At 71.0% G+C, this 26554-nt stretch carries 20 protein-coding genes; 4 read left to right on the plus strand and 16 right to left on the minus strand.

What is annotated here, in order from left to right:
• Positions 1–22: 22 nt before the first annotated feature.
• The 3 genes from OHA19_RS12250 to OHA19_RS12260 all read right to left on the minus strand — a co-directional run bounded on the left by OHA19_RS12250 (position 23) and on the right by OHA19_RS12260 (position 6187).
• Positions 23–1879, minus strand: coding sequence for an acetolactate synthase large subunit (locus OHA19_RS12250; RefSeq protein ID WP_405716768.1), 1857 nt, complete (start codon positions 1877–1879; stop codon positions 23–25).
• Between the two features lie 217 nt (positions 1880–2096).
• The gene (locus tag OHA19_RS12255) at positions 2097–4874 is read right to left on the minus strand and encodes a putative bifunctional diguanylate cyclase/phosphodiesterase (protein ID WP_405753242.1); all 2778 of its coding nucleotides are present in this window, start codon (positions 4872–4874) and stop codon (positions 2097–2099) included.
• A gap of 326 nt (positions 4875–5200) precedes the next feature.
• Positions 5201–6187, minus strand: a complete 987-nt coding sequence (locus tag OHA19_RS12260) for a 2-hydroxyacid dehydrogenase (RefSeq protein WP_405750206.1) — start codon at positions 6185–6187, stop codon at positions 5201–5203.
• Between the two features lie 303 nt (positions 6188–6490).
• Here OHA19_RS12260 and OHA19_RS12265 point away from each other — a divergent pair, with 303 nt between their 5' ends.
• The 3 genes from OHA19_RS12265 to OHA19_RS12275 all read left to right on the plus strand — a co-directional run bounded on the left by OHA19_RS12265 (position 6491) and on the right by OHA19_RS12275 (position 9137).
• Entirely contained in the window at positions 6491–7483 is a 993-nt protein-coding gene (locus tag OHA19_RS12265; RefSeq protein ID WP_405750208.1) for an aldo/keto reductase, read from the plus strand.
• Positions 7484–7683: 200 nt separating this feature from the next.
• On the plus strand, positions 7684–8856 hold the full coding sequence (locus OHA19_RS12270) for a PQQ-dependent sugar dehydrogenase (protein ID WP_405721891.1): 1173 nt from the start codon (positions 7684–7686) through the stop codon (positions 8854–8856).
• A gap of 32 nt (positions 8857–8888) precedes the next feature.
• The gene (locus OHA19_RS12275) at positions 8889–9137 is read left to right on the plus strand and encodes a DUF6191 domain-containing protein (protein ID WP_405716765.1); all 249 of its coding nucleotides are present in this window, start codon (positions 8889–8891) and stop codon (positions 9135–9137) included.
• A 193-nt stretch (positions 9138–9330) separates the two neighbouring features.
• On the opposite strand, the gene OHA19_RS12280 is transcribed toward OHA19_RS12275, so the two are convergent.
• The 5 genes from OHA19_RS12280 to OHA19_RS12300 all read right to left on the minus strand — a co-directional run bounded on the left by OHA19_RS12280 (position 9331) and on the right by OHA19_RS12300 (position 13214).
• A complete protein-coding gene (locus OHA19_RS12280) occupies positions 9331–9591 on the minus strand; it encodes a PQQ-binding-like beta-propeller repeat protein (protein ID WP_405716764.1) in 261 nt (86 codons plus the stop codon).
• 39 nt (positions 9592–9630) lie between these two features.
• Positions 9631–10263 (minus strand): hypothetical protein, encoded by a 633-nt coding sequence (locus OHA19_RS12285; protein ID WP_405716763.1) that lies wholly within the window; start codon positions 10261–10263, stop codon positions 9631–9633.
• A gap of 192 nt (positions 10264–10455) precedes the next feature.
• Positions 10456–11547 (minus strand): alpha/beta hydrolase, encoded by a 1092-nt coding sequence (locus tag OHA19_RS12290; RefSeq protein WP_405716762.1) that lies wholly within the window; start codon positions 11545–11547, stop codon positions 10456–10458.
• Between the two features lie 110 nt (positions 11548–11657).
• A complete protein-coding gene (locus tag OHA19_RS12295) occupies positions 11658–12923 on the minus strand; it encodes a serine hydrolase domain-containing protein (protein ID WP_405750211.1) in 1266 nt (421 codons plus the stop codon).
• A gap of 63 nt (positions 12924–12986) precedes the next feature.
• Positions 12987–13214 carry a hypothetical protein gene (locus tag OHA19_RS12300; RefSeq protein ID WP_405716760.1) on the minus strand — a complete coding sequence of 76 codons (228 nt, stop codon included), beginning with the start codon at positions 13212–13214 and terminating at the stop codon, positions 12987–12989.
• 259 nt (positions 13215–13473) lie between these two features.
• On the opposite strand from OHA19_RS12300, the gene OHA19_RS12305 reads away from it, so the two are divergent.
• Positions 13474–15975: a helix-turn-helix domain-containing protein gene (locus tag OHA19_RS12305; protein ID WP_405750213.1), complete on the plus strand. Its 2502-nt coding sequence runs from the start codon at positions 13474–13476 to the stop codon at positions 15973–15975.
• Between the two features lie 19 nt (positions 15976–15994).
• Here the strand turns inward: OHA19_RS12305 and OHA19_RS12310 are convergent, their stop codons facing one another.
• The 8 genes from OHA19_RS12310 to gatC form a co-directional block, all read right to left on the minus strand.
• Positions 15995–16549 (minus strand): GNAT family N-acetyltransferase, encoded by a 555-nt coding sequence (locus OHA19_RS12310; RefSeq protein ID WP_405716758.1) that lies wholly within the window; start codon positions 16547–16549, stop codon positions 15995–15997.
• A complete protein-coding gene (locus OHA19_RS12315; protein WP_405716757.1) occupies positions 16549–18786 on the minus strand; it encodes an MMPL family transporter in 2238 nt (745 codons plus the stop codon). Before OHA19_RS12315 ends, OHA19_RS12310 begins: the two co-directional genes overlap by 1 nt.
• A gap of 183 nt (positions 18787–18969) precedes the next feature.
• Positions 18970–20448 (minus strand): hypothetical protein, encoded by a 1479-nt coding sequence (locus OHA19_RS12320; RefSeq protein WP_405750215.1) that lies wholly within the window; start codon positions 20446–20448, stop codon positions 18970–18972.
• A 60-nt stretch (positions 20449–20508) separates the two neighbouring features.
• Positions 20509–22635, minus strand: coding sequence for a phosphocholine-specific phospholipase C (locus OHA19_RS12325; RefSeq protein WP_405750217.1), 2127 nt, complete (start codon positions 22633–22635; stop codon positions 20509–20511).
• Between the two features lie 203 nt (positions 22636–22838).
• Positions 22839–24347, minus strand: a complete 1509-nt coding sequence (gene gatB, locus OHA19_RS12330) for an Asp-tRNA(Asn)/Glu-tRNA(Gln) amidotransferase subunit GatB (RefSeq protein WP_405716754.1) — start codon at positions 24345–24347, stop codon at positions 22839–22841.
• A gap of 15 nt (positions 24348–24362) precedes the next feature.
• Complete coding sequence (locus tag OHA19_RS12335) at positions 24363–24602, minus strand: hypothetical protein (protein WP_124716236.1); 240 nt, start codon at positions 24600–24602, stop codon at positions 24363–24365.
• A complete protein-coding gene (gene gatA / locus OHA19_RS12340) occupies positions 24599–26101 on the minus strand; it encodes an Asp-tRNA(Asn)/Glu-tRNA(Gln) amidotransferase subunit GatA (protein WP_405716753.1) in 1503 nt (500 codons plus the stop codon). Before gatA ends, OHA19_RS12335 begins: the two co-directional genes overlap by 4 nt.
• A gap of 5 nt (positions 26102–26106) precedes the next feature.
• A complete protein-coding gene (gatC, locus tag OHA19_RS12345) occupies positions 26107–26403 on the minus strand; it encodes an Asp-tRNA(Asn)/Glu-tRNA(Gln) amidotransferase subunit GatC (protein WP_015036350.1) in 297 nt (98 codons plus the stop codon).
• Positions 26404–26554 lie beyond the last annotated feature (151 nt).

Genomic DNA, 26554 nt, shown 5'->3' on the forward strand with positions numbered 1-26554 from the left:
GGAGTCGGTCTCTCTCTGTCTCTCAGTCGTCTTCGTTGTCGCCGAAGTCGGGACGGACCCCGCGGGCGGCCATGACCTCGTCGTTGGAGGTGCCGGCGGCGACCATCGGCCACACCATGGCGTCCTCGTGGACGATGAAGTCCACCACGACGGGGCGGTCGTTGATCGCGTTGGCCTCTTCGATGACCTTGTCCAGGTCGGCCGGGTCCTCGCAGCGGATCGCGTGGCATCCCATGGCCTCGGACAGCTTGACGAAGTCCGGGACGCGGGTGCCCTTGGCCGGGACGCCCTCGGTGTCCGCGCCGGAGTGCAGCACGGTGTTGGAGTACCGCTGGTTGTAGAACAGGGTCTGCCACTGGCGGACCATCCCGAGCGCGCCGTTGTTGATGATCGCGACCTTGATCGGGATGTTGTTGAGCGCGCAGGTGGTGAGTTCCTGATTGGTCATCTGGAAGCAGCCGTCGCCATCGACCGCCCAGACGGTGCGGTCCGGCATGCCGGCCTTGGCACCCATCGCGGCCGGGACCGCGTACCCCATCGTTCCGGCGCCGCCGGAGTTCAGCCAGGTGGCGGGCTGCTCGTACTTGATGAAGTGCGAGGCCCACATCTGGTGCTGGCCGACGCCCGCCGCGAAGATCGTGCCCTCGGGGGCGAGCTCGCCGATGCGCTGGATGACCTGCTGCGGCGAGAGGCTGCCGTCCTCGGGCAGGTCGTAACCGAGCGGGTAGGTGTCGCGCCAGCGGTTGAGGTCCTTCCACCACGCCTCGTAGTCGCCGACGTGGCCGTCGGTGTGCTCGGCCTGGACGGCCTGGACCAGGTCGGCCAGGACCTCGCGGGCGTCCCCGACGATCGGCACGTCGGCGACCCGGTTCTTGCCGATCTCCGCAGGATCGATGTCGGCGTGGACGACCTTGGCGTACGGGGCGAAGCTGTCCAGCCTGCCGGTGACGCGGTCGTCGAAACGGGCTCCGAGGGCGACGATCAGGTCGGCCTTCTGCAGCGCGGTGACGGCGGTGACCGCACCGTGCATGCCCGGCATTCCGACGTGCAGCGGGTGGCTGTCGGGGAATGCGCCGAGCGCCATCAGTGTGGTGGTGACGGGCGCTCCGGTGAGCTCTGCGAGGACCTTCAGTTCGGCGGTGGCCCCCGCCTTGATGACACCGCCGCCGACGTACAGCACCGGCCGCTTGGCCTGGGTGATCAGCTTGGCGGCTTCGCGGATCTGCTTGGCGTGCGGCTTGGTCACCGGCCGGTAGCCGGGCAGGTCCTGGGTCGGCGGCCAGCTGAACGTGGTCTGCGCCTGCAGGGCGTCCTTGGCGATGTCGACGAGGACGGGTCCCGGGCGGCCGGTGGAGGCGATGTGGAAGGCCTCGGCGATCGTGTGCGGGATGTCCTCGGCCTTGGTGACCAGGAAGTTGTGCTTGGTGACCGGCATGGTGATGCCGCAGATGTCGGCTTCCTGGAAGGCGTCGGTGCCGATGGCGGCGGAGGCCACCTGACCGGTGATCGCGACGATCGGCACCGAGTCCAGGTACGCGTCCGCGATCGGGGTGACCAGGTTGGTGGCACCGGGGCCCGAGGTGGCCATGCAGACGCCGACCTTGCCGGTGGCCTGTGCGTAGCCGGTGGCCGCGTGCCCGGCGCCCTGCTCGTGGCGGACCAGGACGTGGCGGACCCGGGTCGAGTCCATCATCGGGTCGTACGCCGGCAGGATGGCGCCGCCGGGAATGCCGAATACCGTGTCGGCCCCCACCTCCTCGAGGGAGCGGATGAGGGACTGCGCGCCCGTGACGTGCTCAACGGTGGCGGGGGACGATCCGCCGTTACGGGCCCGCGGCTGGGGATGGTGGGCCCCGGTGGCCTGCTCGGTCATCGGCATTCTCTTCTCGAAGCTGAGGGTTTCTGCGGGTGTTTTGCAACAGTTTGCGTGGTGCCGGTGCAACAAAAAACCCCTCGTGCCGTGAGGCAAGCGAGGGGAGCGCGTCGGTGCGGTCTGCAGAGTGCCATCGTGGGACTCTGCTTCAGCCGACGCGCTTTCCAAGTACGAGAATTCGGGTGCGCATGGCAATGACCCTCTCTCCGACGCACTCGACGTGTCAAGTGGGTGGGATTGGCGTCTCAGCATGTGAGCCACTGAGGAGCGGGATCGAGCCGCCGGTCAGGACCGGCTGGACCATGCCGGCGCCGGGCACCGGGAACTCGCCGCGGGCCAGGGCGCGGCGCAGCCGGTACTCGTCGAGCGGTCCGGAGAAGGCCATTCCCTGGCCGTGCGTACAGCCCATGGCACGCAGCGCGAGGACCTGCTCCGGTACGTCGACCCCGTCGGCCACGGACTGCATGCCGAGGTCGCAGGCGATGCGCAGCAGGCCGCTGGTGATCTTGTGCAGCCGGGCGGACTCGACCACCCCTTCGACGAGACCGCGGTCCAGTTTCAGCACGTCGATGGGGAGGCGGCGCAGGGCGTTGATCGCGGCGTAGCCGCTGCCGAAGCCGTCGAGCGCGATGCGGACACCTATGCGGCGCAGGGCCACGAGACGCTGCTCCAGTTCGTCGAAGGAGATCCGGGGGTCGCTGTCGGCGACTTCGATCATCAGGGCGCCGGAGGGCAGGCCGTGCCGGGTGAGCAGCGCCTCGACGGAGCCGAACGGCGTGCTCTTGTCGAGGAGTCGGCGGGCGGAGAGCCGCACGGCGACGGAGACCGGGTGTCCGGCCCTGGCCCGGTCGGCGGCCTGCTCGACGGCCTCTTCGAGGAGCCAGCGGCCGAGCTCGGCGGTGCGGTCGCCGTCCTCGGTGACGCGGAGGAACTCGGCCGGGGTGAACAGGATGCCCTGGGCGGAGCGCCAGCGGGCCTGGGCGGCGACGGCGGCGACCCTGCCGCTGGCGAGGTGCACGACGGGCTGGTGGAGCAGGGCGAACTCGCCGTCGCGCAGGGCGGTGCGCAGCCGGGCCGCCAGCTCGGAGCGGCGCACCACGTCGGCCTGCATCTGCGGGGCGTACAGCTCGACGCGGTCCTTGCCGCCCGCCTTGGCCCGGTACATGGCGAGGTCGGCGTTGCGCATGAGGTCGCTGGGGGAGATGCCGGGCTCGGCGAAGGCGACCCCGATGGACGCGGCCACCCGGACCTCGCCCGCGCCGATCCGGTACGGCTGGGAGAGAGTGAGGCGCAGCCGGTCGGCGATCTCGTGGACCTGGCACTCCCGGGCGGGCTGGTCGCGGGTGCCGTCTCCGAGGATGATCGTCGCGAATTCGTCGCCGCCGAGGCGGGCGGCGGTGTCGCCGGCCCGGACGGACTCGTGGAGGCGGCGGGCGGCCTGGATGAGGAGTTCGTCGCCCGCCTGGTGGCCGAGGCGGTCGTTGACCGCCTTGAAGCCGTCGAGGTCGATGAAGAGGACGGCGGTGCCGGAGTCGCCGGAGCGGCGGCCGCCGAGGGCCTGGCGGACCCGCTTGGTGAACAGGGCCCGGTTGGGCAGGTCGGTGAGCGGGTCGTGCTCGGCGTTGTGCTGCAACTGGGCCTGGAGCCTGACCCGTTCGGTCACGTCGCGGCTGTTGAGGATCAGCCCGCCCTGATGGCGGTTGACCGTGGATTCGACGTTGAGCCAGTCCCCCGTACCGGACCTGAAGCGGCACTCGATCCGGGTGGTGGGTTCCTCGCCCGGCGGGGCGGCGAGGAACCGGCGCACCTCGTGGACCACCCGCCCCAGATCGTCGGGGTGGATGATCGAGGACAGCTCGGCGCCGACCAGCTCGTCGGCCTCGCGCCCGTAGACCCCGGCGGCGGCGGGGCTGACGTAGCGCAGCACACCGTTGGGGGCGGCGATCATGATGACGTCGCTGGAGCCCTGGACCAGGGAGCGGAAGTGGTTCTCCTTCTGCGCCAGTTCCTGGGTGAGGGCGATGTTGTCGACGAGCATGATGCCCTGCCGCACGACCAGGGCGAGGGCCACCGTGCAGCCGGTGAGGACCACCACGCGGTCCACCCGGCGGCCCTCGACGGCGCTGTAGAGGATGCCGAGGGTGCAGACGGCGGCGGCGAGATAGGGCGTCAGCGCGGCCAGCGATCCCGCGACGGGACGGCTGGTGGGCTGTGTGCTCCCGGGCGGGAAGGCATTGTCCGCGGCCTTGCCGGCGCCCCAGGGGGCGTACGCGAGGAGCAGGGAGCCGGCGAACCAGCCCGCGTCCAGCATCTGGCCGGAATGGTAGGTCTGGCGCAGCAGTGGTGAGGTGAACAGGGCGTCGGACAGGACCGTCAGGGCGAGCGCGGCGACGGCGGTGTTCACCGCGGAGCGGTTGACGTTGGAGCGCCGGAAGTGCAGCGCCAGCACCATGGAGACCAGCACGATGTCGAGCAGCGGATAGGCCAGCGCCAGCGCCGCCCGGGCCACGCTCGCACCCTCGGCCAGATGCGCGGTGTGGGCGAGCGCCAGGCTCCAGGCGAGCGTGAGCAGCGATCCGCCGATCAGCCAGGAGTCCAGCGCGAGACAGAGCCAGCCGGCCCTGGTGACGGGGCGCTTGGCGAGGACCAGCAGGCCGACGATGGCGGGCGGCGCGAAGCAGAGGAAGAAGACGTCGGCCAGGGAGGGGGTGGGCACCGGGAGCCCGAGCACCACCTCGTACCAACCCCAGACCGCGTTCCCCGCGGAGGCCATGAACGAGGAGAGCGCGAACAGCAGCCAGGCGGGCCGGAACCGGCTGGAGCCGGCCCTGGCGTAGCGGAAGCAGGAGATGGCGGCGATCAGCGCCGCCGCGCTGAGTCCGAAATCCCCCATGATGAACGCCAGTTGCCGCGAGCCCCAGCCGAGGGCCGCTCCCGCGGCGTATCCGGCCCAGACGACACCGAGGAGGATCTGCCAGACCAGCGCGGATGCGCCGCCCATGGCCGACCTCCGGGTCAGGAGCGCCCCGAGGGCGTCGGCCGGCGCGCTCACCGGGGCGCCCCCGGTGTCGTCGGGTGCGCGCGCACCCGGCGTCCCGCCGGCCCCCGTCGGCTGTCCGGCGGTGTCGGATCGTGCACCCATCGGCCGTACATCGCCCGTCGCCCCCTCGCGTGTCGCGTCCTCCCCGGCGCCGTCCCTTCCACGGCGCAGCGCCCCTTTCGGGACGATACACCAGACTCGTCACGCAGGGACATAGCTCCTCTACTCTCCGTGACGATCAGGGAGTTGATCGGAACAGTGTGCGACGGAGAGCCTCCGCAGCGTGATCAGCCGATGGTGCGTACCACGTTCTCCACCGGCTCGCCCGCGGCGAACCTGCTCAGCTGCCCGGCCAGCAGGCGCTTGGCGCGCGGCAGGAAGGCCGACGTGCTGCCGCCCACATGAGGAGTGATCAGGACGTTCGGAGCATGCCAAAGGGGGTGGCCGGCAGGCAGTGGTTCCGGGTCGGTCACGTCGAGAGCGGCACGCAGCCGGCCGGACTCCAGTTCGAGCAGCAGCGACTCGGTGTCGACGACGCCGCCCCGGGCGACGTTCACGAGCAGCGCCCCGTCCCTCATCGCGGCGAGGAACCCCGCGCCGACCAGCCGCCGCGTGGAAGGGCTCAGCGGGGTGGACAGCACGGCGACATCGGCGTCGGGCAGCAGTGCGGGCAGGTCGTCGAGCGCGTGCACGGGGCCGCGCGCGGTTGCCCGTGCGGAGCGCGCGACGCGCACCACCCGCGCGCACTCGAAGGGGGCGAGCCGGTCCTCGATGGCGGCGCCGATCGATCCGTACCCCACGATCAGCACGGACTTGTCGGCGAGCGCGGGGTAGAAGCCGGACCGCCACTCCTCCTTGTCCTGGCCGTGGACGAACCCGGGAACACCGCGCAGGGAGGCGAGGATCAGGGTGAGGGCGAGCTCCGCGGTGGACGCCTCGTGGACCCCCTTGGCATTGCAGACCAACGCCCCGGCCGGCAGCGGGCCGAGTGCGGGCTCGACGTGGTCGATGCCCGCGGAGAGCGTCTGCACGACCTGGACGTCCGCCATGCCGGCCAGCGGACGGACCGCGACCTCGGCGCCCTTCATGTACGGCACGACGTAGAAGGCGCAGTCGGCGGGGTCCGCGGGGTAGTCCGGTTCGCCGTCCCAGAGCCGGTAGTTGAGCCCCTCGGGGAGCCCGTCGATCTCGTCGGCCGGGAACGGCAGCCATACGTCGGGCGTCTTCGTCACGTCGGAAGTATTCGTCACATCGGAAGCATTCGTGGAAGTCATGGTCAGGAGGCTAAGGGCTGTCCCGTGGCCCCCGGTGGACCGGTGTGCGGCATCGGACGCGGTGCGTCGCAAGGCGGAGGGAGGCCCGAATACCGGATGTATCCGGGCGTTCCGGCAACGCGGCGAGGTGCCGTGGCCGTCGTCGCACCCCCGCCAGGGATTGCAGGTATTGCGGGACAGCCCTTGATCGTCGAGGCCGTGCGAGGGGCGGTGGGCGGCAGAGGTTACTTTGGGGTGCGGTGCGGTCCCGTGACGGCGGGGCATGGGCCCGGTTCGGCGGCGGGCCTGGGGAGGGTCGGGGAGTTGGAGCGCAGGAGTCTCGGTGCGGCGGCGCTCGCCGTGGGGGCGGTCGGTCTCGGCTGCATGCCGATGAGCTGGGCGTACAGCGCCTCGCAGCAACGCGGTGACCGTGCGTTGCGTACGGTGCACGCCGCGCTCGACGCGGGTGTCCAACTGCTCGACACGGCCGACATGTACGGCCCGTTCACCAATGAGCTGCTGGTGGGGCGGGCGTTGAAGGGGCGCAGGTCGGACGCGTTCGTCTCCACCAAGTGCGGGCTGCTGGTGGGCGACCAGCACATCGTGGCCAACGGCCGTCCCGGCTATGTGCGGCGGGCCTGCGACGCCTCGCTGCGCCGGCTCCAGACCGATGTGATCGATCTGTACCAGCTGCACCGGGCCGACCCCGAGGTGCCGGTCGAGGAGACCTGGGGTGCGATGGCGGAGCTGGTGACCGCCGGGAAGGTGCGGGCGCTCGGGCTCTGCGCCGTCGGGGCCCGGGCCTCGCGCCGGCCGGGGTCCCGGATGTACGACGAAACGATCCGTCAGCTGGACCGGGTGCAGCAGGTCTTCCCGGTGAGCGCGGTGCAGGCGGAGCTCTCCGTCTGGTCGCCACAGGCGCTGGAGTCGTTGCTTCCGTGGTGTTCGGCGCGGGGTGTGGGGCTGCTGGCGGCGATGCCGCTGGGCAACGGCTATCTGACCGGCACGCTGACGCCGGGGCAGGGTTTCGAGCCGGACGATCTGCGGGCCCGGCATCCCCGGTTCACGGCGGAGATGATGGCGGCGAACCAGCCGGTGGTCGTCGGGCTGCGGCGGATCGCCGAACGGCACGGGGCGACCATCGCGCAGGTGGCGCTGGCCTGGGTGCTTCGGCAGGGGCCGCACGTGGTGCCGGTGCCGGGGACCAAGCGGGAGCGGTGGGCGGTGGAGAACGCGGGGGCCGCCGGGCTGAACCTGACCGCGCGGGACCTGGCGGAGATCGCCGCGCTGCCCGGTGCGCAGGGGTCCTGGGACTGAGATCCGCCAGCGCGCGTCGGCTCCACCCGCGCGCGTCTCCGGTCGGCGGAATTGGCGGGCATCGGGAACTCCGGGCGGGGTCGCGGTGTAAGAACAGTAGTCAGGTGGCCGTCGAAGGGATCGGTGCTGTGCGCGGTGTTCTGTTCGGATCTGTACGAGGCCCCGCCGGGCCGCGGGCGCGGGGCCTGCGCCGCGGGACGGTGGCCGCGCTGGCGGCCGGCTCGCTGGTGCTGAGCGCGGGGTGTTCCTCGGGCGGCGGCTCCGGCAGCGCGGCGGGCGTCGGGGGGACGCCGTCGGCCGCCCGTTCCTCCTCCGCCCCGAAGCCGTCGGCCTCGAAGCCGCCCGCCTCGCCGTCCCTGCCTCCCGCGAAGGGCTCGGTCGAGGTGGTGTCGACGCTCACCGAGGGCCTGGAGTCGCCCTGGGGGCTGGCGGAGCTGCCCGGCGGCGATCTGCTGGTCTCCTCCCGCGACAAGGGCACGATCACCCGGATCGACGCGAAGACCGGCGAGAAGACCCTGCTGGGCTCGGTGCCCGGGGTGTCGCCCGCCGGTGAGGGCGGGCTGCTGGGGATCGCGGTCTCCCCCACGTACGGCGCGGACCACATGGTGTACGCGTATTTCACGACCGAGTCCGACAACCGGATCGCCCGCATGCAGTACGACGAGAACGGCACGACGCCCGGCCGGCTGCTGGGCGCGCCGGACACGATCCTGCGCGGCATCCCCAAGGGGTCGATCCACAACGGCGGGCGGATCGCCTTCGGCCCGGACCACATGCTGTACGCGGGCACCGGGGAGACGGGCGACGACGGCCTCGCGCAGGACAAGAAGTCGCTGGCCGGCAAGATCCTTCGGATGACCCCGGACGGGCAGCCGCTGCACGGCAACCCGGAGGCCGACTCCGTGGTGTATTCGTACGGGCACCGCAATGTGCAGGGGCTGGCCTGGGACGGGCAGGGGCAGCTGTGGGCCTCCGAGTTCGGCAAGGACACCTGGGACGAGCTGAACCGGATCGAGCCGGGTGGGAACTACGGCTGGCCGGAGGCCGAGGGCAAGACGGGAAAGCCGGGTTTCATCGATCCCGTGGCACAGTGGAAGACGTCCGAGGCGTCCCCGAGCGGGATCGCCTTCGTCAAGGGTTCGATCTGGATGGCGGGCCTGCGCGGTGAGCGGCTCTGGCGGATCCCGCTGTCCGGCAACGACAAGAAGGAACCTCTGGCGGCCCCGCAGTCGTTCCTGCGAGGAAAGTACGGCCGTCTGCGCACCGTGCTCGCTGCGGGCGGCGACAAGCTCTTGCTCGTCACGAGCAATACGGACACCCGTGGCACCCCCGAGCCGGGAGACGACAGGATCCTGGTGCTGGCGGTGCGATAAGCGGCTACAGCGGACGAAAGGGCGTGCGGCCGGTGTTCAACTTCTTCGAGGAACTCTTCGCGCCCGGCCGCAAGCACACCTCCGACGAACAGAAGCGGCTGGAGCTGACCCGGGTGGATCTCGGCGTCGGCGACCCTGGACGCGGGCCGATAGACCTGGCCTCCGGGAAGGTCGTGGTCAGAGCGCCCGGTGCGGACGCGGGTACGGACGCGGAAGCGGGAGCGGGACCGGACGCGGGCACGGAGGCGGCTGGTCCGGAGGCGGACGGTCCGGACGCGTAGTCCCGGGTGAGCCCCGTCAGGTGTCGCTCCGGGCCGGTACGGGCGGAGACGGTGGGCGAGGGCTGCGGCCCCGCCCAGGCCTGAGGCGCCGGGCATCGCATACGGGTCAGGCCGCGCGGAACCGCGACCGGGGCCGCCGGGCGCCGGTGCGGCGGTCCTCGGTCGCCGGGCACCGGACGCCGTCACCCCGCCCTCACGCGGTGTGGGCGGGGTCGGGAACCGGCGGCCTCGCGTTGGCGAAGACGAGGGTGTCGTAGGTCTTGGACCGCGTGGGTGCCGAGAGGTTCTCGATCCGTGTGTTCTTCTGCCAGATCCGGTCGCCCGAGGTGATGTCGATCGCGGTGACCGTGCCGTCCGGCCGGACGAAATAGACCGTGCCGTCGATCATGCGGGGCGCTCCCCGCACGGTGCCTTCCAGCGGGACACGGGTGGAGGTTCCGGTGCGCGGCTCCACGGTCAGGAGGGCCGCGTAGGCGGCGTCGCGCCTTCGTGCTCAGCCGGCGGCGCCGGTGGCGGTGGGCAGCGGCACGATGAGGTCGAAGTACATGCCGACGGAGATCAGCAGGCCGAGGACACCGAGTGCGATGCCGGCGGTCGCGACGGCGCGGACCCAGCCGGGCTGCGGGTGCGTGGAGGGTGCGCCGAAGGCCGGGCGGACCAGGGCGAACACTCCGACCAGCAGGGCGAGCAGGGCGAAGAGCCCGTTGACCAGGGCGGTGGAGTGCCAGGCGTCCCCGTAGATCTCGGAGATCTGCTGGGCCGCGGTGCCGCCGCCCGAGGTCTTGATCTGGCCGATCAGGGTCTCGCGCTCGGCAGCGACCTTGCCGGTCCAGGACCCGGTGAGCGCGACGACACCGAGACCGGCCGCGACCACGGCGGCGGCGGCCGCGCCGAGGCCGGAGGGCTCCTTGCCGGAGTCGTCGTCGAGGCCGTCCAGGTCCAGGTCGTCGTCCTCTGCCTCGTCTTCGGCTTCGGCCGCCGTGAGTGCTTCGGCCTCGGTCTTGTCCATGTCGTACGAGGCGCCCTCGGCCGGGGCCTTCTTGGTCACGGTCTTCTCGGCGTCGGATGCCTCGGCTGCTTCGGGATCTGCGGGAGCGGTGGGGCTCGTGGGGGTTCCGGGGTTCATGTCGCGCACGCTAGGCGGCCTGTATGAGAACCCCCTTAACGTCCGCCCCGTGCGCCGGCCCGTACAACGGCCCCGGCCCCGGCGAGCGTTCGCCCGCCGGAGCCAAGGCGGAACCAGGGCGGAGCCAGGGCCGGGGCCTGAGTCAGGGCCGGAGTCAGGGCCGGGGCCGTTGCCCGGCCTCCTTCGTCCGGGTCAGCCCGTCGCGTCGAAGGAGTCCTGGAGGCGGGGGACGTAGTCGGCGAGCGCGGGCGCCCAGCAGCCGTAGTTGTGGCCGCCGTCGCAGCTGGGAGCCAGCGCCGCCCCGTCGCCGTAGTCGACCAGGCGACTGGGCAGACCGAGCGTGTCCATGCGGGTCTTGACGTTCCTGGAGGCGATCGCGGTGAAGTGGTCGATCACGTCGTTGTCGCCGGTGTAGAGCGTGACCTCGGCACCGGCGAGCTTCGCCAGGTTGGCCGGGGCGGCCGGGTCGACCGCCTTCCAGATCCGGTCCGCGTTCAGGACCGGGTACGGGGAACCGAAGATCGCGTCGCTGTCGACCGTGGGCCCGTAACCCGTGCACTGGCCGGTCCCGGACGGGGTGGAGGTGCTCACCGCGCACCAGGCGCCCGTGATGTTGAGTTCCGTGGCCAGGACCGCCGCGCGGACCTCCGCCATGCCGAAGTCGATGCCGCCGGACAGGGAGGCGACATGGCCGAAGAGATCGGGCCGGGCCTCGCCGTAGTGCAGGGCGCCGAACCCGCCCATGGACAGCCCGACGACGGCGCGGTGGCGTTTGTCGGCGATGGTGCGCAGGTTGGCGTCGATGAAGGGGACGACCTGCTTCAGGTGGAAGGTCTCCCAGTTCGCGGCGCCCTCGGCGGTGTTCTGCATGAGCCAGTCGGCGTACCAGCCCTTGCGGCCGCCGTCCGGCGCGACGGTGATCATGGAGTCCGAGCGCAGCGCCGGGGCGGCCGCGGCATCGTCCGGGTTTCCGGGGCCGCCGTGCAGGAAGTACGCCACCGGCCAGCGCTTGCCGGGCTCGGTGCGGTAGCCGCTGGGCAGGAAGATGCGGATCTTGTGCTTCCCGGCCACCTGCGGGGTGGTCACGGTGATGGTGAAGTCGGTGTCCGAGTGCACCTCGGTGCCCCCGGCGACCTGGGTCAGGCCGAAGCCGTCGGACAGCACCGGAGGGGCGGCGCCGTCGGCGTGGGCGAGCGGGGTGGTGAGGGTCGCGGTCATGGCCAGCGCGGCAGCGGCGACGGCCGTCCGCGCCCGGGCCCGCCAGGTGGTCGGCGGTGTTCTCATCGGGTGTCCTCTCCGAGAGCGCGTGGCTCTCGCTGTGGGGGAAGGTCCCGGCCCGGCGGCCGGGCCGGGTGTCGGCCCGGCCGCCGGGAAGGCCCTTCCGGTCGCGGTCCTCAGAGAGCGCAGAACGCGTCCGTCATGGCCTTGCCCGTATGGGCCTGTCCCGGCGTACCGGCAAGCAGGTGGTACTCGTTGTTCGTGTGCAGCACCTGCTCGGTGCCGTCCTCGCTGCTCAGCCACTCGCTGAAGTAGCCGAGCACCGCGCCGTTGTGTCCCCAGGCCCACTTCCCGCAGGACAGCTTTATACGCTCGATGCCCAGCCCGTAGCCGACATCGGCGGTCACGGGAACGGTGGTCTTGAGCTCGGCCATCTGCGCGGGCTCAAGGAGCTTTCCGGTCATCAGCGCCCGGGAGAACGCGGCCAGGTCGTCCATGGTCGACACCATGGCCCCGGCGCTCCCGAAGACCTGCACGTTGGAGGCCGTCGCGTCGTTGATGAAGATCGTCCGGATCGCGTAGCCGTGGAGGTAGTTGCCGTAGAGCGCGGGGTCGGCGGTGGGGAAGCTGGTATCACGCAGACCCAGCGGTTCGATGATGCGCCGCTGGACCTCCGCGGCCGGTTCCGAGCCGGTTACGGCCCTGATCACCATGCCCGCGAGCACGTAGTTGGTGTTGGAGTAGTCGAACTTCTCGCCCGGCTCGGTCGTCGGCGCGCGCATGCCGAGGGCGACGTTGACCAGGTTCTGCGGCGGGAAGACCTCCCTCGGGTTGGTGTTGAGGAAGTACGGCCCGTTGATCTGTATGGCTTTGAAGTAGTCGGGCAGGCCCGAGGTGTGGTTGAGCAGCTGACGGATCGTGATCTTCGAGCCGTCGTAGCCGTTTGCGGCGACCGCCCCCGGCAGCCACTTGGCGACGGTGTCGTCCAGCGAGAGCCGCTTCTCACCCTCCAGCTGGAGCAACACGGTGGAGATGAACGCCTTGGTGTTGCTGCCGATCCGGAACTTCGCCTTCGGGTCGGCGGGCACCTTGTTCGTGAGGTCGCCGACACCCGCGTGCACGTACTGGGCGGTATCGCCCTGCCGGACCATGCCGATCACGCCCGGGTATCCGTCGGCGATCCCCTGCTGGGCACCGGCCTGCAGGATGTCGGCCGGGGTCTGGGCCGCGGCGGCGGAGGACTCGGCGGCCGAGGAACCGGTGGCCGGGGCGGCGGCGGTCGCCGTGCCGACACCGGTCATCAGCAGGCAGGCCGCGGTGGCCACCGGGAGCAGCCATCGCCGGTGCCCGCGCACCCGCGAGGAGCGTCGGGCCGTGCCACCGGTGGACTGGTTCGCCGTGCCGGCCTCGATGCCTGCTCCGGAGATCTCGCGCATGCTCATTCTGATTCCTGTCCCTTTCGGTCGGTCGGTCATTCCGGCTGTCTGGCGGTATTCGGCCGCGCCTCAGCGCTGACAGGCGGCCGCGATGATCAGCAGAAGGACGAGAATTCCCGCCACTTGGAGGCAGCCGAGTCCGCCCTGTGGATTTTTCCGATTGGTCTCCACATGGCCACCGGCGAGAATTCCCGGGTGCTGCTTGGCGTAGTGCTCCAGTTGGCGTTCCGCGCCCTCGGACTCGGCGAGCCAAGCGGTCTTGAATCCGCATTCGCCGCACCAGAATCGGTAGGCCATGTCAACTCCTCATGAGTCTTGGCGGGAGAAATTCATGAGAGGCGATCAGGTCCGATGCCGGTGCCGGTCAGGCCCCATGGACGCCATCTGCTTCCCGGATGCCCGGCGGGGTGCGCCGCCCCGTGTCGGCGCACCGGCCGGGCACCACTGATCGTGCTGTTCTCGCCATTCCGCGAACAGGACAGGCGACCGGCCATATATGACCGGTCGCCACCGGTAGGGTCGTCGCGACCGCGCTCGGTGGTGGAGGGATGTCGAAGTGGCGGATCAGCTCGGCACTTTGCTGCGTCGGCTGCGTAATCGGTCGGGGCTCACGCAGGAGCAGCTGGAGGCACGGTCCGGAGTGAGCGTGCGCACGATCCGCAGACTGGAGAACGGCAGATCCAGCGATCACCGGCTGGGTACGGTGAACCTGCTGGCGGACGCGCTGGAGGCCGGCCCCGCGGACCGTCAGCGGCTCGCCGCCACGCTCGCGAAGTCGAAGGCCGAACCGGCCGGCGAACCCGCGCCTGCACCCGTGGCCGAACCCGAATCCGCGCCCGTACCCGCACCCGCACCGGAATCCGCGCCCGTCGCCGTACCCGCATCCGTACCTGCACAGAACTCCGGTAATAATTCCGGGCAGAGCTCCCGGCAGAATCCCGGACCAAAAGTCCGCCCCACTCCCGCCGCCTCACCCGTTCACGACAAACTTGTCGCCGCCGCCACCGAATTGGCCCGGGAAATCAGGCGTCGCTGGCAGCGCGAGGAGGAACACCGCCGGGTGCACGACCCTTTTCCGCTTCCGGTGCGCTGGCAGGACGCCCCCGAATCGCTGACCGACCATTCGGAGAACATTCAGCGTCTGCCGCCGGGAGCCACGCCGGACCGAATGGACCTGAGCGGCGATCTGGGCAGCGTGGCCGAGGTCTACCGGCGGATCGGATCCGGGCGGCTCGTGGTCCTCGGCCGGGCCGGATCCGGCAAGTCGATCCTGACGATCAGGTTCGTCCTGGACCAGTTGGAGGCCCGGGAGCCGCACGACCGGGTGCCGGTGATCTTCAGCATCGGCTCCTGGGACCCCACGGCCGTCGCGCTGCGGGACTGGCTGATCGACCGGCTGTTGCGCGACCACCCGCATCTCACCCGCCGGGCCCCCGACGGGTCGACGCTGGCGGCCGCCCTGGTCGACGCGGATCTCGTACTGCCGGTCCTGGACGGGTTCGACGAGATCGCGGAAGGCCTGCGGAGTACGGCCCTGGAGGTGCTCAACGCCACCTCGCTCCCGCTCGTCCTGACCAGCCGGCGCGGCGAGTTCGCCGAGGCCGTCCGGGAGGCCGGTGCCCCGCTGGTCTGGGCCGCCGGTCTCGAACTGACCGATCTCACTCTCGACGACCTCGCCGACTACCTGCCCCGGACGGCCCGGCCGGTCCCCCGCGGCGACGGCGGGAGCGCGGCGGTCTGGACCCCCTTACTGGACCGGCTGCGCACCCGGGAGAGCGGGGCGGCCACCCCTCTGGCCAGGGTCCTGAGCACCCCGCTCATGATCATCCTGGCGCGGACGATGTACAGCGAGGCGCCCGACAGGAATCCGGAGGAGCTGCTGGACGCCGAGCGCTTCCCCGACGAGAACTCCCTCGAAGAGCATCTGCTGGCGGGCTTCGTACCGACGGTCTACCGGCGCCGCGTCGCCGAGCGCAGCGCCACCCGTCGCCCGGAGCGGCACCGCGATCCGGAGCGCGCCGAGCACTGGCTCGGCCATCTCGCGCACCATCTGGCCCGGCTCGACGGCGACCAGCAGGACCTCGCGTGGTGGCGGATCGGTGATTCGCTGCGGCTGTCCACACGGCTGCTGTCGGTGGTGGTGTCCTCGGCTCTCTGTGTCGCGCTCGCCGTGTGGATCGTCAACCTGATCAACGTGCCGTTCCCGGTCGGCGAGGCCCTCATGTCGGGCTGTTCGATGGGGGCGGCCGCCGGTCTCGCCTACGGGTGTGTCCACGCGATCCTGGTCCGGTTCGGCACCACGGCCTTCGAACCCGCCCATGTGCGGCTGCGGCTGCCCGGCGGGGGCACCGGCGTCGGCCGCAGACCGGTGCGTACGTTCGTCGCCCGGTTCGGCGCCGTTCTGCCGGGCGGATTCGTGATGGGCGTCGGATGCGCCAGTGCCCTCGCCCTCCAGCGCCGGCTGTACTACGGGATCCCGCTCGCGAACGAGCTGGTGATCAAGGGCACCCTCATCAACATGCTGGTGCTCGGCCTGATCTTCGGCGCGGCCGCCGGACTCGTCTTCGGGATCATGGCCGTGCTCGAAGCGCCGCTGGACGTCGCCTCCGCGGCCACCCCGGCCGGTCTGCTGGCCGCGAACCGGGCGACGGTGCTCCGGCAGGTTCTCGTACTGGTACCGATGCTCACCCTGGCGATCGCGGTCGGCGGGCACCTGATCACCGACCTGCTCGACGGAATCCTCGGACCGCTGGTCTGGAACGTGACGGACGGGCTCGTCATCGGTGCCATCGGCGGGATCGGCGGCACGTGCTCGTACGCGCTCTCGTTCACCGCCTGGGGACGCTGGCTGGTCCTGTCGCGGGTCTGGCTGCCCCTGACCGGCAGGCTGCCCTGGGACACGGTGGCCTTCCTGGACGACGCCTACCGACGGGGCGTCCTGCGCCAGACCGGCGCGGTGTACCAGTTCCGCCACATCCGGCTCCAGCACCACCTCGCCCGCTCGTACCGCGAGCACCAGAGCAAGTACGCACCGGCCCGGTTCGGTCCCGGGGCATGAATGCGGGCACGGCCGGCGCTCAGTCCTGCCGCGCCCGCCACTCCGGGGCCAGCACCGACCAGATCTCCGAGTCGTGCCGCTCGCCCCGGTACAGGTAGTTCTCGCGCAGCACCCCGTCGCGCGTCATGCCGAGCCGCTTCGCCACGGCGATGCTCGCGGTGTTCGCGGCGGACGCGTCCCACTCCACGCGGTGCATGCCGCGCTCGTACACCGCCCAGTCGATCAGCTTTCGGGACGCCCGGGTGATCAGGCCGCGCCCCTGGCCCGCCGGCTCCAGCCAGCAGCCGATCTCGCAGTTCCCGGACTCCACGTCGAAGATCCGGAACAGGACGCCGCCGACGAGCGTGCCCTCCAGCCAGATGCCGTAGATCCGCCCCGTGTCCGCCGCCTGCTTCTCCGCGTACCGCCGCAGCAGCTTCCGCGCCGAGTCCAGGTCGGTGGCGAAGGAGGCGAAGGGGATCCACGGATCGATGAGCTCGCGGGCCCGGTCCATGTGGTCCAGGAACTCCTGGGCCTGCCAGATCTCCAGCGGACGCAGTTCCGCTCCGTCGTCACCCAGGGATACCGCGAACATCATGCTCCTTCTCGAACCGCTTCCACCGCTTGCGCGGGCTGCGCCACCTCGGACGATTGCGCCGCCTGCGGGATCTTCGCATGCGGGAGGCCATGCTCGGGAGGCTCGATGCTGATCCGAGGCAGCAGCCGGTCCAGCCGGCGCGGCAGCCACCAGTTCGCCCCGCCCAGCATGTGCATCAGCGCGGGGACCAGCAGCGTGCGCAGGACGAAGGCGTCCAGCAGGACGGCGGCGGCGAGCGCGATCCCGAACATGGCGATGACCCGGTCCCCGCTGAGGACGAACGCCAGGAAGACCGAAATCATGATCACGGCCGCGGAGTTGATCACCCGGCCGGTCTCGGCGAGGCCCACCCGGACGGCCCGCCGGTTGTCCCCCGTCTCCAGCCACTCCTCGTACATCCGCCCCACCAGGAACACCTGGTAGTCCATGGACAGCCCGAAGAGCACGGACACCATGATCACCGGCAGGAACGGTTCGATGGGCCCCGAGCTGCCGAGCCCCAGCAGTTCGCTCCCCCAGCCCCACTGGAAGATCGCGACGACGACCCCGAACGAGGAGGCGACGGCGGCCACGTTCATCGCGGCGGCCTTCAGCGGAATACCGATCGACCGGAAGGCCAGCAGCAGGAGCAGGCAGCCGAACCCTATGACCACGCCGATGAAGAGCGGGAGTTTGCCGATGATGATCCGGGCGAAGTCGTCGTAGCTGGCCGTCACTCCCCCGACATGGGCCTGGAGCGAAGTGTTCTCCCCCGCCCGTGGCAGCACGTCGGTACGCAGCCGGTCGACGAGCGCGCTGGTCTTCTCCGACTGCGGCGACGACTTCGGTACGACGGTGACGAAGGCCGTGTCACCGCTGTTGTTGTACGTGACCGGGCCGACCGAGGCCACGCCCTCGGTGGACCGCAGTGTGGCGGGCAGGCCGTCCATCGCGAGACGGTCGTCCGCGCCGTCCAGTTGCGCGGCGATCGTCAGCGGTCCGTTGACGCCGGGGCCGAATCCCTCGGCCAGCAGGTCGTACGCCTGCCTGGTGGTCGACGAGGCGGGGTTGTTGCCCTGGTCGGAGCTGCCCAGGTGCAGGGAGAACGTGGGCAGTGCGAGGACCAGCATCACGACGGCGGCGCACGCCCCGAGCAGCTTGGGGTGGCGTTCGACGAAGGCGGACCAGCGGGCGGCGAAGCCCGTGGGCGGTTCGGGCTGCGGGCCGTGCTCGGCGAGCCGCCTGCGCTCGCGCCGGCTCAGGGCCCGCATCCCGATGAAGGACAGCAGGGCGGGGAGCAGGGTGACGGAGGCGGCCACGGTCAGGACGACAGTGAGCGAGGCGGCGATCGCCACACCGTTGAGGAAGCCGAGCCGCAGGATCAGCATGCCGAGCAGTGCGATGCAGACGGTCGCCCCGGCGAAGACCACGGCGCGGCCGGTCGTCGCGACGGCGTTCTGCGCGGCCTCGGTGACCGACAGCCCCCTGCGCAGTCCTCTGCGGTGTCTGGTGACGATGAACAGCGCGTAGTCGATGCCGACGCCGAGCCCGATCAGCATGCCCAGCATGGGCGCGAAGTCGGCGACCGTCATCAGGTGCCCGAGCAGTACGGTGCCCGCGTAGGCGGTGCCGACGGAGACCAGCGCGGTGGCGATGGGCAGCATGCTGGCGGCGAGCGAGCCGAAGGCGAGGAAGAGGACGACCGCCGCGACGACGACCCCGATGGCCTCGCTGAGATGGACGGAGGGTGCTTCGGTGAGGGCGACGGCGGGGCCGCCCAGCTCCACCTGGAGATGGTCGGCGGCGGCCGCCTTCGCGGTGTCGACGACGGCCCTGGCCTGCTGCACCGGGATCTCCTCGACCTGCTGGTCGAAGGTGATCGTGGCGTAGGCGGTGTGTCCGTCGGCGCTGATCTGCGCGGCGCCGGAGGCCCCGTACGGGCCGGTGACCGCGCCGACCCCGGGCAGCTCCTCGACCGCGTGCAGGGTCCGGGTCATCGTCTGCCGGACGTCGTCGGCCCGCACGGTGGAGTCGGAGGTGTGCCAGACGATGGTGTCGGTGTCACCGCCCAGATCCGTGAAGCCGCTCCGCAGGAGCTCGGTGGCCCGGCCGGACTCCGTGCCGGGCACCTCGTAGTCGTTGGAGTACGCGGAGCCCGCGAAGCCGGCCGCGGTGGCGGCGCCGCCGAGGGCGAGCAGCCAGATGAGGACGGCGATGAGACGGTGCCTGATGCACCAGCGGGCGATGGCAGCCAACGGACGTGCTCCCTGCTGGTTCGCGGTTCTCCGGCAGCACAAAACACGCATGAGCCGCAAAGAACGCATGACCTGAGAACCGTCACTCTGGCAGCCGAAAGTGATCCTTTGTCTCTTTCGTGGCCTTACTCACAATGGCCGCAGGAATGACTGTGGCCCGCGCCGCAATGACCTCCGGCCACCTCACTCGGCCAGTCGTTCCTCCTCCGCCTCCAGTTCTTCCTCGAACTGCTCCTCGATCTCCGCGATGCCCTTCGCCACGACCTCCGCCAGATGGACGGGGCAGGTCAATACCTCGCTCCTGAAGCCCTGGCCCGAGTCCGGGCCAGGGGCGGGGCCTGCGTCGGGGGCGTAGAGGTGCGCGATGCGTGCCACGCGGTCGGACGTGCGCTCATGGCCGGGCGCATGGCCGTCCGCGTGGTCGCATGCGCCGCCGGGCAGGGTGGCGGCAGTGGTACGGAGGATGCCGAGGATCTCGCGGGCGATTCCGTACGACAGCTCCAGGGAATCGGCCGCCGTGGCCATCAGGAGCAGCAGGACGGTCCGGTCGAGCGCGGGGCCGTCCGGGCCGAGCCGCTCGTACCGCCGGGCCGCCCAGAGCGCCGCCTCCTCGGAGGCCGTCTCGTTCTTGAACGGGACATGCCGCTCGCTCAGCTGACTGATGTCGAGCCGGCCGTCGGGGCGCAGATACACCGGGTCCAGATGTGCCGTCTCCCGGGTGCCGAAGAGTGCGTCGACCGCTTCGCGCAGATGGTCGCGGGCCTCGACGGCGAGGGCGCGCAGAAAGGTGGTGCACGTCCATGCCTCCAGCGAGGCGCCGTATCCGTCCTCGTGTTCCTCGCGCAGGACGGTCCGGCCGCCGGGGCTCTGCAGGTGGATGCCCTCGGAGGCCTGCTCGTCGCTGCCGGATCGCAGTGCCGGGTGCTCGCCGACCCCGTGCGCGCAGGCCTCGTCCGGCAGCAGCGGCAGTACGGACTCCAGGCCCTCGATCATGTCGTCGAGCAGCGACCGCTGTCTGATCCGGCCCGACGCCGCGTACCAGCAGTTCGCATGGGCGACGACGACATAGCCGGCGAGAGCGGCCCGGGAGAGACCGCCGGGTGGTACGGCGTGGATCTCCAGGTCCCAGAACGGATCACCGTTCGGATAGTCGTTGAGCACACTGCCCAGGCTGCGGATGTTCCTCCGGTGGCTTTCGGGGATGATCTCGGGGATGCCGCCCGTGCTGCCCGGCAGGATCACATCGGCGGCTGTCCGCGCCCATCCGGCGGCATTGCGGGGGCAGGCCTCGGCCCCGTCCCACTCGGCGAGCGGAATCTCGGCGTCCGGCGCGTCGAGCAGCCCGTCCGCGTCCGTGTCCCACTCCTCCAGGCTCTCGGTGTACGGGTGGGCCGCGTGCCCGCACCCGCCAGCCTGAAGACACTGCTCGTCCATGGCTTCGGCGGCGGCGCCGAGCGCGTCCACCACGGCCCGCTCGACGTCGGCGCCGCGTCGCCCGAGGACGTACGGCGCCATGTTCACCAGCCCGAAGGTCAGCAGGACCGCCTGCTCGCCGTCCGGTTCGGCGGCGAGCAGGCGGGCGCACTCCAGGACGACGGGGTCCGCCTCCTCGGGAGCGGCGCCCGCCGTGACTCCGGCCCATTTCTCGATCAGTTCGGTCATGATCAAGGAAACGCAGGCCGCGCCGCGGTGGTTCCGGTGGGCGCCGGACTCCCGTGCGGGTCAGCCCGAGACGCTCGCCCGGCCGTTCTCGATGTGACCCATCAGCCGGCGCCGGAACGCGTCGTCCCCGTCGACGGTGACGTCCAGGTCGTACCAGCCGTGCGCGTCGGCCGCCGAGTGCACCACCGTGCGGCTGCGTCCCGGCTTGACCTTGACGGTCCGGGTCCAGTCCCGCAGGTCCGCCTCGTCGACATAGCCCAGCGGCCGCACCGTGAAGGTGAGCGTCGTCCGGCCCGTGTTGCGCAGCGTGAGATGCAGGTCGCGCTCATGGGCGTCGACCCGCGACGCCACCTCGGCCCCGGCCGCGGCGCCGTCCTTCACGGGTCCGGCGAACTCGCGGCGGAAGCCGTTCGGCCCCGTCACCGTGAACCGGTAGGCCGCGCCGGTGACCGGCACCGTCCACTGCGCAGTGCCCTTCACGTCCCGGTGCTGCGGTACGGGGAACTCACCGGCGTACGGATACAGCGCGAAGTGCGCCGAGGAGCGCCCCGTGTTGCTGAGTGCCACCCGCACCTCTCCGTTCACCACCTTCGCCTGCGCGTCCGGCTGGTACGGCAGCGCGCGGGCCGGGCGTGCGCCGGGCTCCTGCACCGGCATCTGCTGCACGGCCGGCGGCTTCGGCGACCAGCGGCCGCTGAACGGCGGGATGGCGCCCGGCTGTTCCACCTCGGGCCGTCGGCGTGCGCGCGAGAAGTCGAAGGCCGAGGTCAGGTCGCCGGTGACGGTGCGCCGCCAGTCGCTGATGTTCGGTTCCTCCACCCCGGTCCAGCGCTCCAGGAAGCGGACCACGGAGGTGTGGTCGAAGACCTCGGAGCAGACGTAGCCGCCGATGGTCCACGGCGACACCACGAGCATCGGCACCCGCATGCCGAGACCGGTGGGCTTGCCCTCCCACTGCTCCTCGGTCACCTCGGGCGAGGCGACGGGCGGCGGCACGTGGTCGAAGAAGCCGTCGTTCTCGTCGTAGTTGATGAAGACCGCGGTGTGCCGCCACACATCGGGGTGCTTGCCCAGCGCGTCCAGGACCTTGTAGACGATCGTCGCGCTGTGGATCGGCGAGGAGACGCTCGGGTGCTCGGAGTCGACCGCCGAGGGCACCAGGTAGGAGATCTCCGGAAGGGTGCCCGCCGCCACGTCCTTGGCGAACTCGTCGGCCAGCGTTCCGGTCTCCACCCGGCGCAACGCCCGCTCGAACAGGCTGCGTTCGGTCTTGTCGAGGGTGGCGACGCCCTCTTCCAGCAGGCCGAACAGCCGCTCGCGCTCCGTGGCGTCCGCGTCCCGCACCGCGGAGTAGAACGACTCCATGAAGGTGTGCCCGCCGGTCTTCGACAGCGCCTTGCGGGCCACCGCCTTGAAGGTGGCGAAGAACTCGATCTGGTTGTCGGTGAAGTTCTCCCACTCGGTGTACGTGCGCCAGCTGCGCCCGGCCTTCTCCAGCCGCTCCGCGTACGTGCCCCAGTCGTAGCCGGGGTGGGTGCCCTCGTTGTACGCGTCGTTGCCGACGGCCCGCTTGCCGTTCGGCTCGTTGCCCGTCTTCCCGCTCCACAGGTGGTTGCGGTTGGGGCTGGTCGAGGTGTGGATGGAGGAGTGGTAGGCGTCGCAGACCGTGAAGGTGTCGGCCAGTTCGTAGTGCAGCGGGATGTCGCGGCGGTCGTAGTACGCCATGGTGGCGGCCGTCTTCGCGCTCACCCAGCCGTTCATCCACCCGCCGGCCCACGCCTTGCCGCCACCGCTCCAGGAGTGGTCGAGCGCGCCGATGTACTGGAGGTCCTTCTTCTGCGTCTCGGCGGCGTCACGCACCGGGAAGGGCAGCACGGAGGTGCCGAGCGCCGCGGGCTGCTCGAAGACCGGCTTGCCCGAGGGCAGCTCGACGGCGTTGCGGTCACCGAATCCGCGTACGCCCCGGAGCGTCCCGAAGTAGTGGTCGAAGGAACGGTTCTCCTGCATCAGGATCACCACGTGCTTGATGGCGCCGAGCCCGTCCCGGCCGCCGGACCCCGCCGAGTGTGCCGGCTGCGCGGCGATCGCGGCCTGCAGCGACGGCGGCAGCAGCGACCCCGCCGCCGCGGCGCCGAGCGCACCGCCGCCCAGCGCGAAGAGCCGTCGCCGTGAAATGTCCGTGGTCAAGTGAGCCTCCCGAGTCCGGTCGTACAGCCGGGAAGCTAATCAAGCCGGGTGGCGCGCGGAAGGACTCCGGACGGCTCGGCGGTGAACGTCCAAGAGGTCGTGCGGGAAGTCCAAGGGGCGGCGCACCCGGCTCACGGATGCGCCGCCCCTTGTCGGACGTACGGGAAGCGCCCGGCCGTACGGGACGGCCGGGCTCCTAGGGGTCAGCCCTCGACGCCGAGCTTCTCCAGGATCAGCTCACGGACCCGGGCCGCGTCCGCCTGGCCGCGGGTGGCCTTCATGACCGCGCCGACGAGCGCGCCCGCCGCCGCGACCTTGCCGCCGCGGATCTTGTCCGCGATGGCCGCGTTGGCCGCGATGGCCTCGTCGACGGCCGTGGACAGCGCGCCCTCGTCGGAGACGACCTTCAGTCCGCGCTTCTCGACGACGGTGTCCGGGTCGCCCTCGCCCGCGAGGACGCCCTCGATGACCTGGCGGGCCAGCTTGTCGTTGAGGTCGCCCGAGGTGACGAGCTCGGCCACCCTGGCGACCTGCACCGGGGTGATCGGCAGCTCGTCGAGGCCGCGGCCGGTCTCGTTGGCGTTACGGGCCAGCTCGCCCATCCACCACTTGCGGGCCTGGTCCGAGGGGGCGCCCGCGTCGGTCGTGGCGACGATCAGGTCGACCGCGCCCGCGTTGAGGATGGACTGCATGTCGTGCTCGGAGGCACCCCACTCCTCCTTGAGCCGCGCCCGGCGCAGCCGCGGCAGCTCGGGCAGGCCCTTGCGCAGCTCCTCGACCCACTCGCGGGCCGGGGCGACCGGCACCAGGTCCGGCTCGGGGAAGTAGCGGTAGTCCTCGGCGTTGTCCTTGATGCGGCCGGCCGTGGTGGAGCCGTCCTCCTCGTGGAAGTGCCGGGTCTCCTGCACGATCGTGCCGCCGGAGTTCAGCACGGCCGCGTGGCGCTGGATCTCGAAACGGGCGGCACGCTCGACGGAACGCAGCGAGTTCACGTTCTTCGTCTCGGAGCGCGTACCGAAGGTCTCGGTGCCGTTGGGGCGCAGCGACAGGTTGACGTCGCAGCGCATCTGGCCCATCTCCATGCGGGCCTCCGAGACGCCGAGCGCCTTGATGAGCTCGCGGAGCTCGGCGACGTACGCCTTGGCGACCTCGGGGGCGCGGGCGCCCGCGCCCTCGATCGGCTTGGTGACGATCTCGATGAGCGGGATGCCGGCCCGGTTGTAGTCGAGCAGGGAGTGGGACGCGCCGTGGATACGGCCGGTGGCTCCGCCGACGTGGGTCGACTTGCCGGTGTCCTCCTCCATGTGGGCGCGCTCGATCTGCACCCGGAAGATCTCCCCGTCCTCCAGCTGGACGTCCAGATAGCCGTTGTAGGCGATCGGCTCGTCGTACTGGGAGGTCTGGAAGTTCTTCGGCATGTCCGGATAGAAGTAGTTCTTCCGGGCGAAGCGGCACCACTCGGCGATCTCGCAGTTCAGCGCGAGGCCGATCTTGATGGCGGACTCGACGCCGATCTCGTTGACGACCGGCAGGGCGCCGGGCAGGCCGAGGCAGACCGGGCAGGTCTGGGAGTTGGCGTCCTGCTTGAGCTCGGTGGAGCAGCCGCAGAACATCTTGGTCTTGGTGCCGAGCTCGACATGGACCTCCAGGCCCATGACGGGGTCGTAGGACGCGAGCGCGTCCTCGTACGACACCAGGTCGGTGACAGTCACGGTGAAACTTCCCTCTCAGCCCAGCAGTACGTCGTCGTCGCCGAGGCGCTTGAGTTCGCGCAGCAGCAGGGCGACACCCGTGGCGATGGCGGCGGCGGAGACGACGGCGTCGATCAGTCGGAGCGTGTCGTGCTCATAGCGTGCCTTCTTGGCCTGCTTGAGCACGCTGACGGCCCCGAAGGCGGTGGTGCCGATGGACAGGTACGTACCGGTCTTGGACTTCTTGAAGCCCTTGGCCTTGGTCAGTGCGCTCACAACGACGGAGCCTCCTCCAGCAGCGGGTGACCCCACTTTTGCACGAAGGCGGCCTCGACGGCGGCGCCGACCTTGTAGAGACGGTCGTCCTTCATGGCGGGGGCGATGATCTGCAGCCCGACCGGCAGGCCGTCCTCGGGCGCCAGGCCGCAGGGCAGCGACATGGCGGAGTTGCCCGCGAGGTTGGTCGGGATGGTGCACAGGTCCGCGAGGTACATCGCCATCGGGTCGTCGGCGCGCTCGCCGATCGGGAAGGCGGTGGTGGGCGTCGTCGGGGAGACGATGACGTCCACCTGCTCGAAGGCCTTCTCGAAGTCCTGCGTGATGAGGGTGCGGACCTTCTGCGCCGAGCCGTAGTACGCGTCGTAGTAGCCGGAGCTGAGGGCGTACGTACCGAGGATGACGCGGCGCTTGACCTCGTCGCCGAAGCCGGCCTCGCGGGTGAGCGCGGTGACGTCCTCGGCCGACCTCGTGCCGTCGTCGCCGACGCGCAGCCCGTAGCGCATCGCGTCGAAGCGGGCCAGGTTGGAGGAGCACTCGGACGGCGCGATCAGGTAGTACGCCGACAGGGCCAGGTCGAAGGACGGGCAGTCCAGCTCGACGATCGTGGCGCCGAGCGACTTCAGCAGCTCGACCGACTCGTTGAAGCGCTGGACGACACCGGCCTGGTAGCCCTCACCGGCGAACTGCTTCACGACACCGACGCGCATGCCTTCGACGCTGCCGTTGCGGGCGGCCTCGACGACCGGCGGGACCGGGGCGTCGATGGACGTGGAGTCCATCGGGTCGTGCCCGCCGATGACCTCGTGCAGCAGGGCCGCGTCCAGGACGGTACGGGCGCAGGGCCCGCCCTGGTCCAGGGAGCTGGAGAAGGCCACCATGCCGTAGCGGGAGACGCCGCCGTAGGTGGGCTTGACGCCGACGGTGCCGGTGACGGCGGCGGGCTGGCGGATGGAGCCGCCGGTGTCCGTGCCGATGGCGAGCGGGGCCTCGTACGAGGCGAGCGCGGCCGAGGAGCCGCCGCCGGAGCCGCCCGGGATGCGGGTGAGGTCCCACGGGTTGCCGGTCGGTCCGTAGGCGCTGTTCTCGGTGGAGGACCCCATGGCGAACTCGTCCATGTTGGTCTTGCCGAGGATGACGACGTCGGCGGCCTTCAGCCTGCTGGTGAGGGTCGCGTCGTACGGCGGGATCCAGCCTTCGAGGATCTTGGAGCCGACGGTGGTCGGCATGTCCTGCGTGGTGAAGATGTCCTTCAGCGCGAGCGGGACGCCGGCCAGCGGGCCGAGCTTCTCGCCGGCCGCCTTCTTGGCGTCGACGGCGCGGGCCTGCGCGAGCGCGCCCTCGCGGTCGACGTGCAGGAAGGCGTGGACCTTCTCGTCGACCGCGTCGATCCTGGCCAGGTGGGCCTCGGTGACCTCGACGGCCGTGAGCTCGCCGGAGGCGATCCTCGCGGCGATCTCGGCGGCGGTGAGCTTGATGATGGTGCTGTGGTCCGTCATGGCTGTTAGTCCTCCCCCAGGATCTGCGGCACCTTGAAACGCTGCTGCTCCTGGGCCGGGGCGCCGGAGAGCGCCTGCTCGGGGGTGAGCGACGGACGGACCTCGTCCGCGCGCATGACGTTGGTCAGCGGCAGCGGGTGGGAGGTCGGCGGTACGTCTTGGTCGGCGACCTCGGAGACGCGGGCGACCGCGCCGATGATGTCGTCGAGCTGACCGGCGAAGTGATCGAGCTCTTCGCCCTTCAGCTCCAGACGCGCCAGCCGGGCGAGGTGGGCGACCTCCTCGCGCGTGATGCCAGGCATGCAGCGATCCTCAGGGGTTGGTGTGTGGTTTTGGCCGGGGCCGGCGGCACTTTTTCCACCGTCCGTCCGAAGGACGGGCCGCGCGGCGTCCGGTGCGTGCGATCGCAAGGCGCCGGAGCGCCCTCGTGACGGAGCCACGTGGGCGATTCGG

This window comes from Streptomyces sp. NBC_00012, from assembly GCF_045040875.1.
GTDB lineage: Bacteria > Actinomycetota > Actinomycetes > Streptomycetales > Streptomycetaceae > Streptomyces.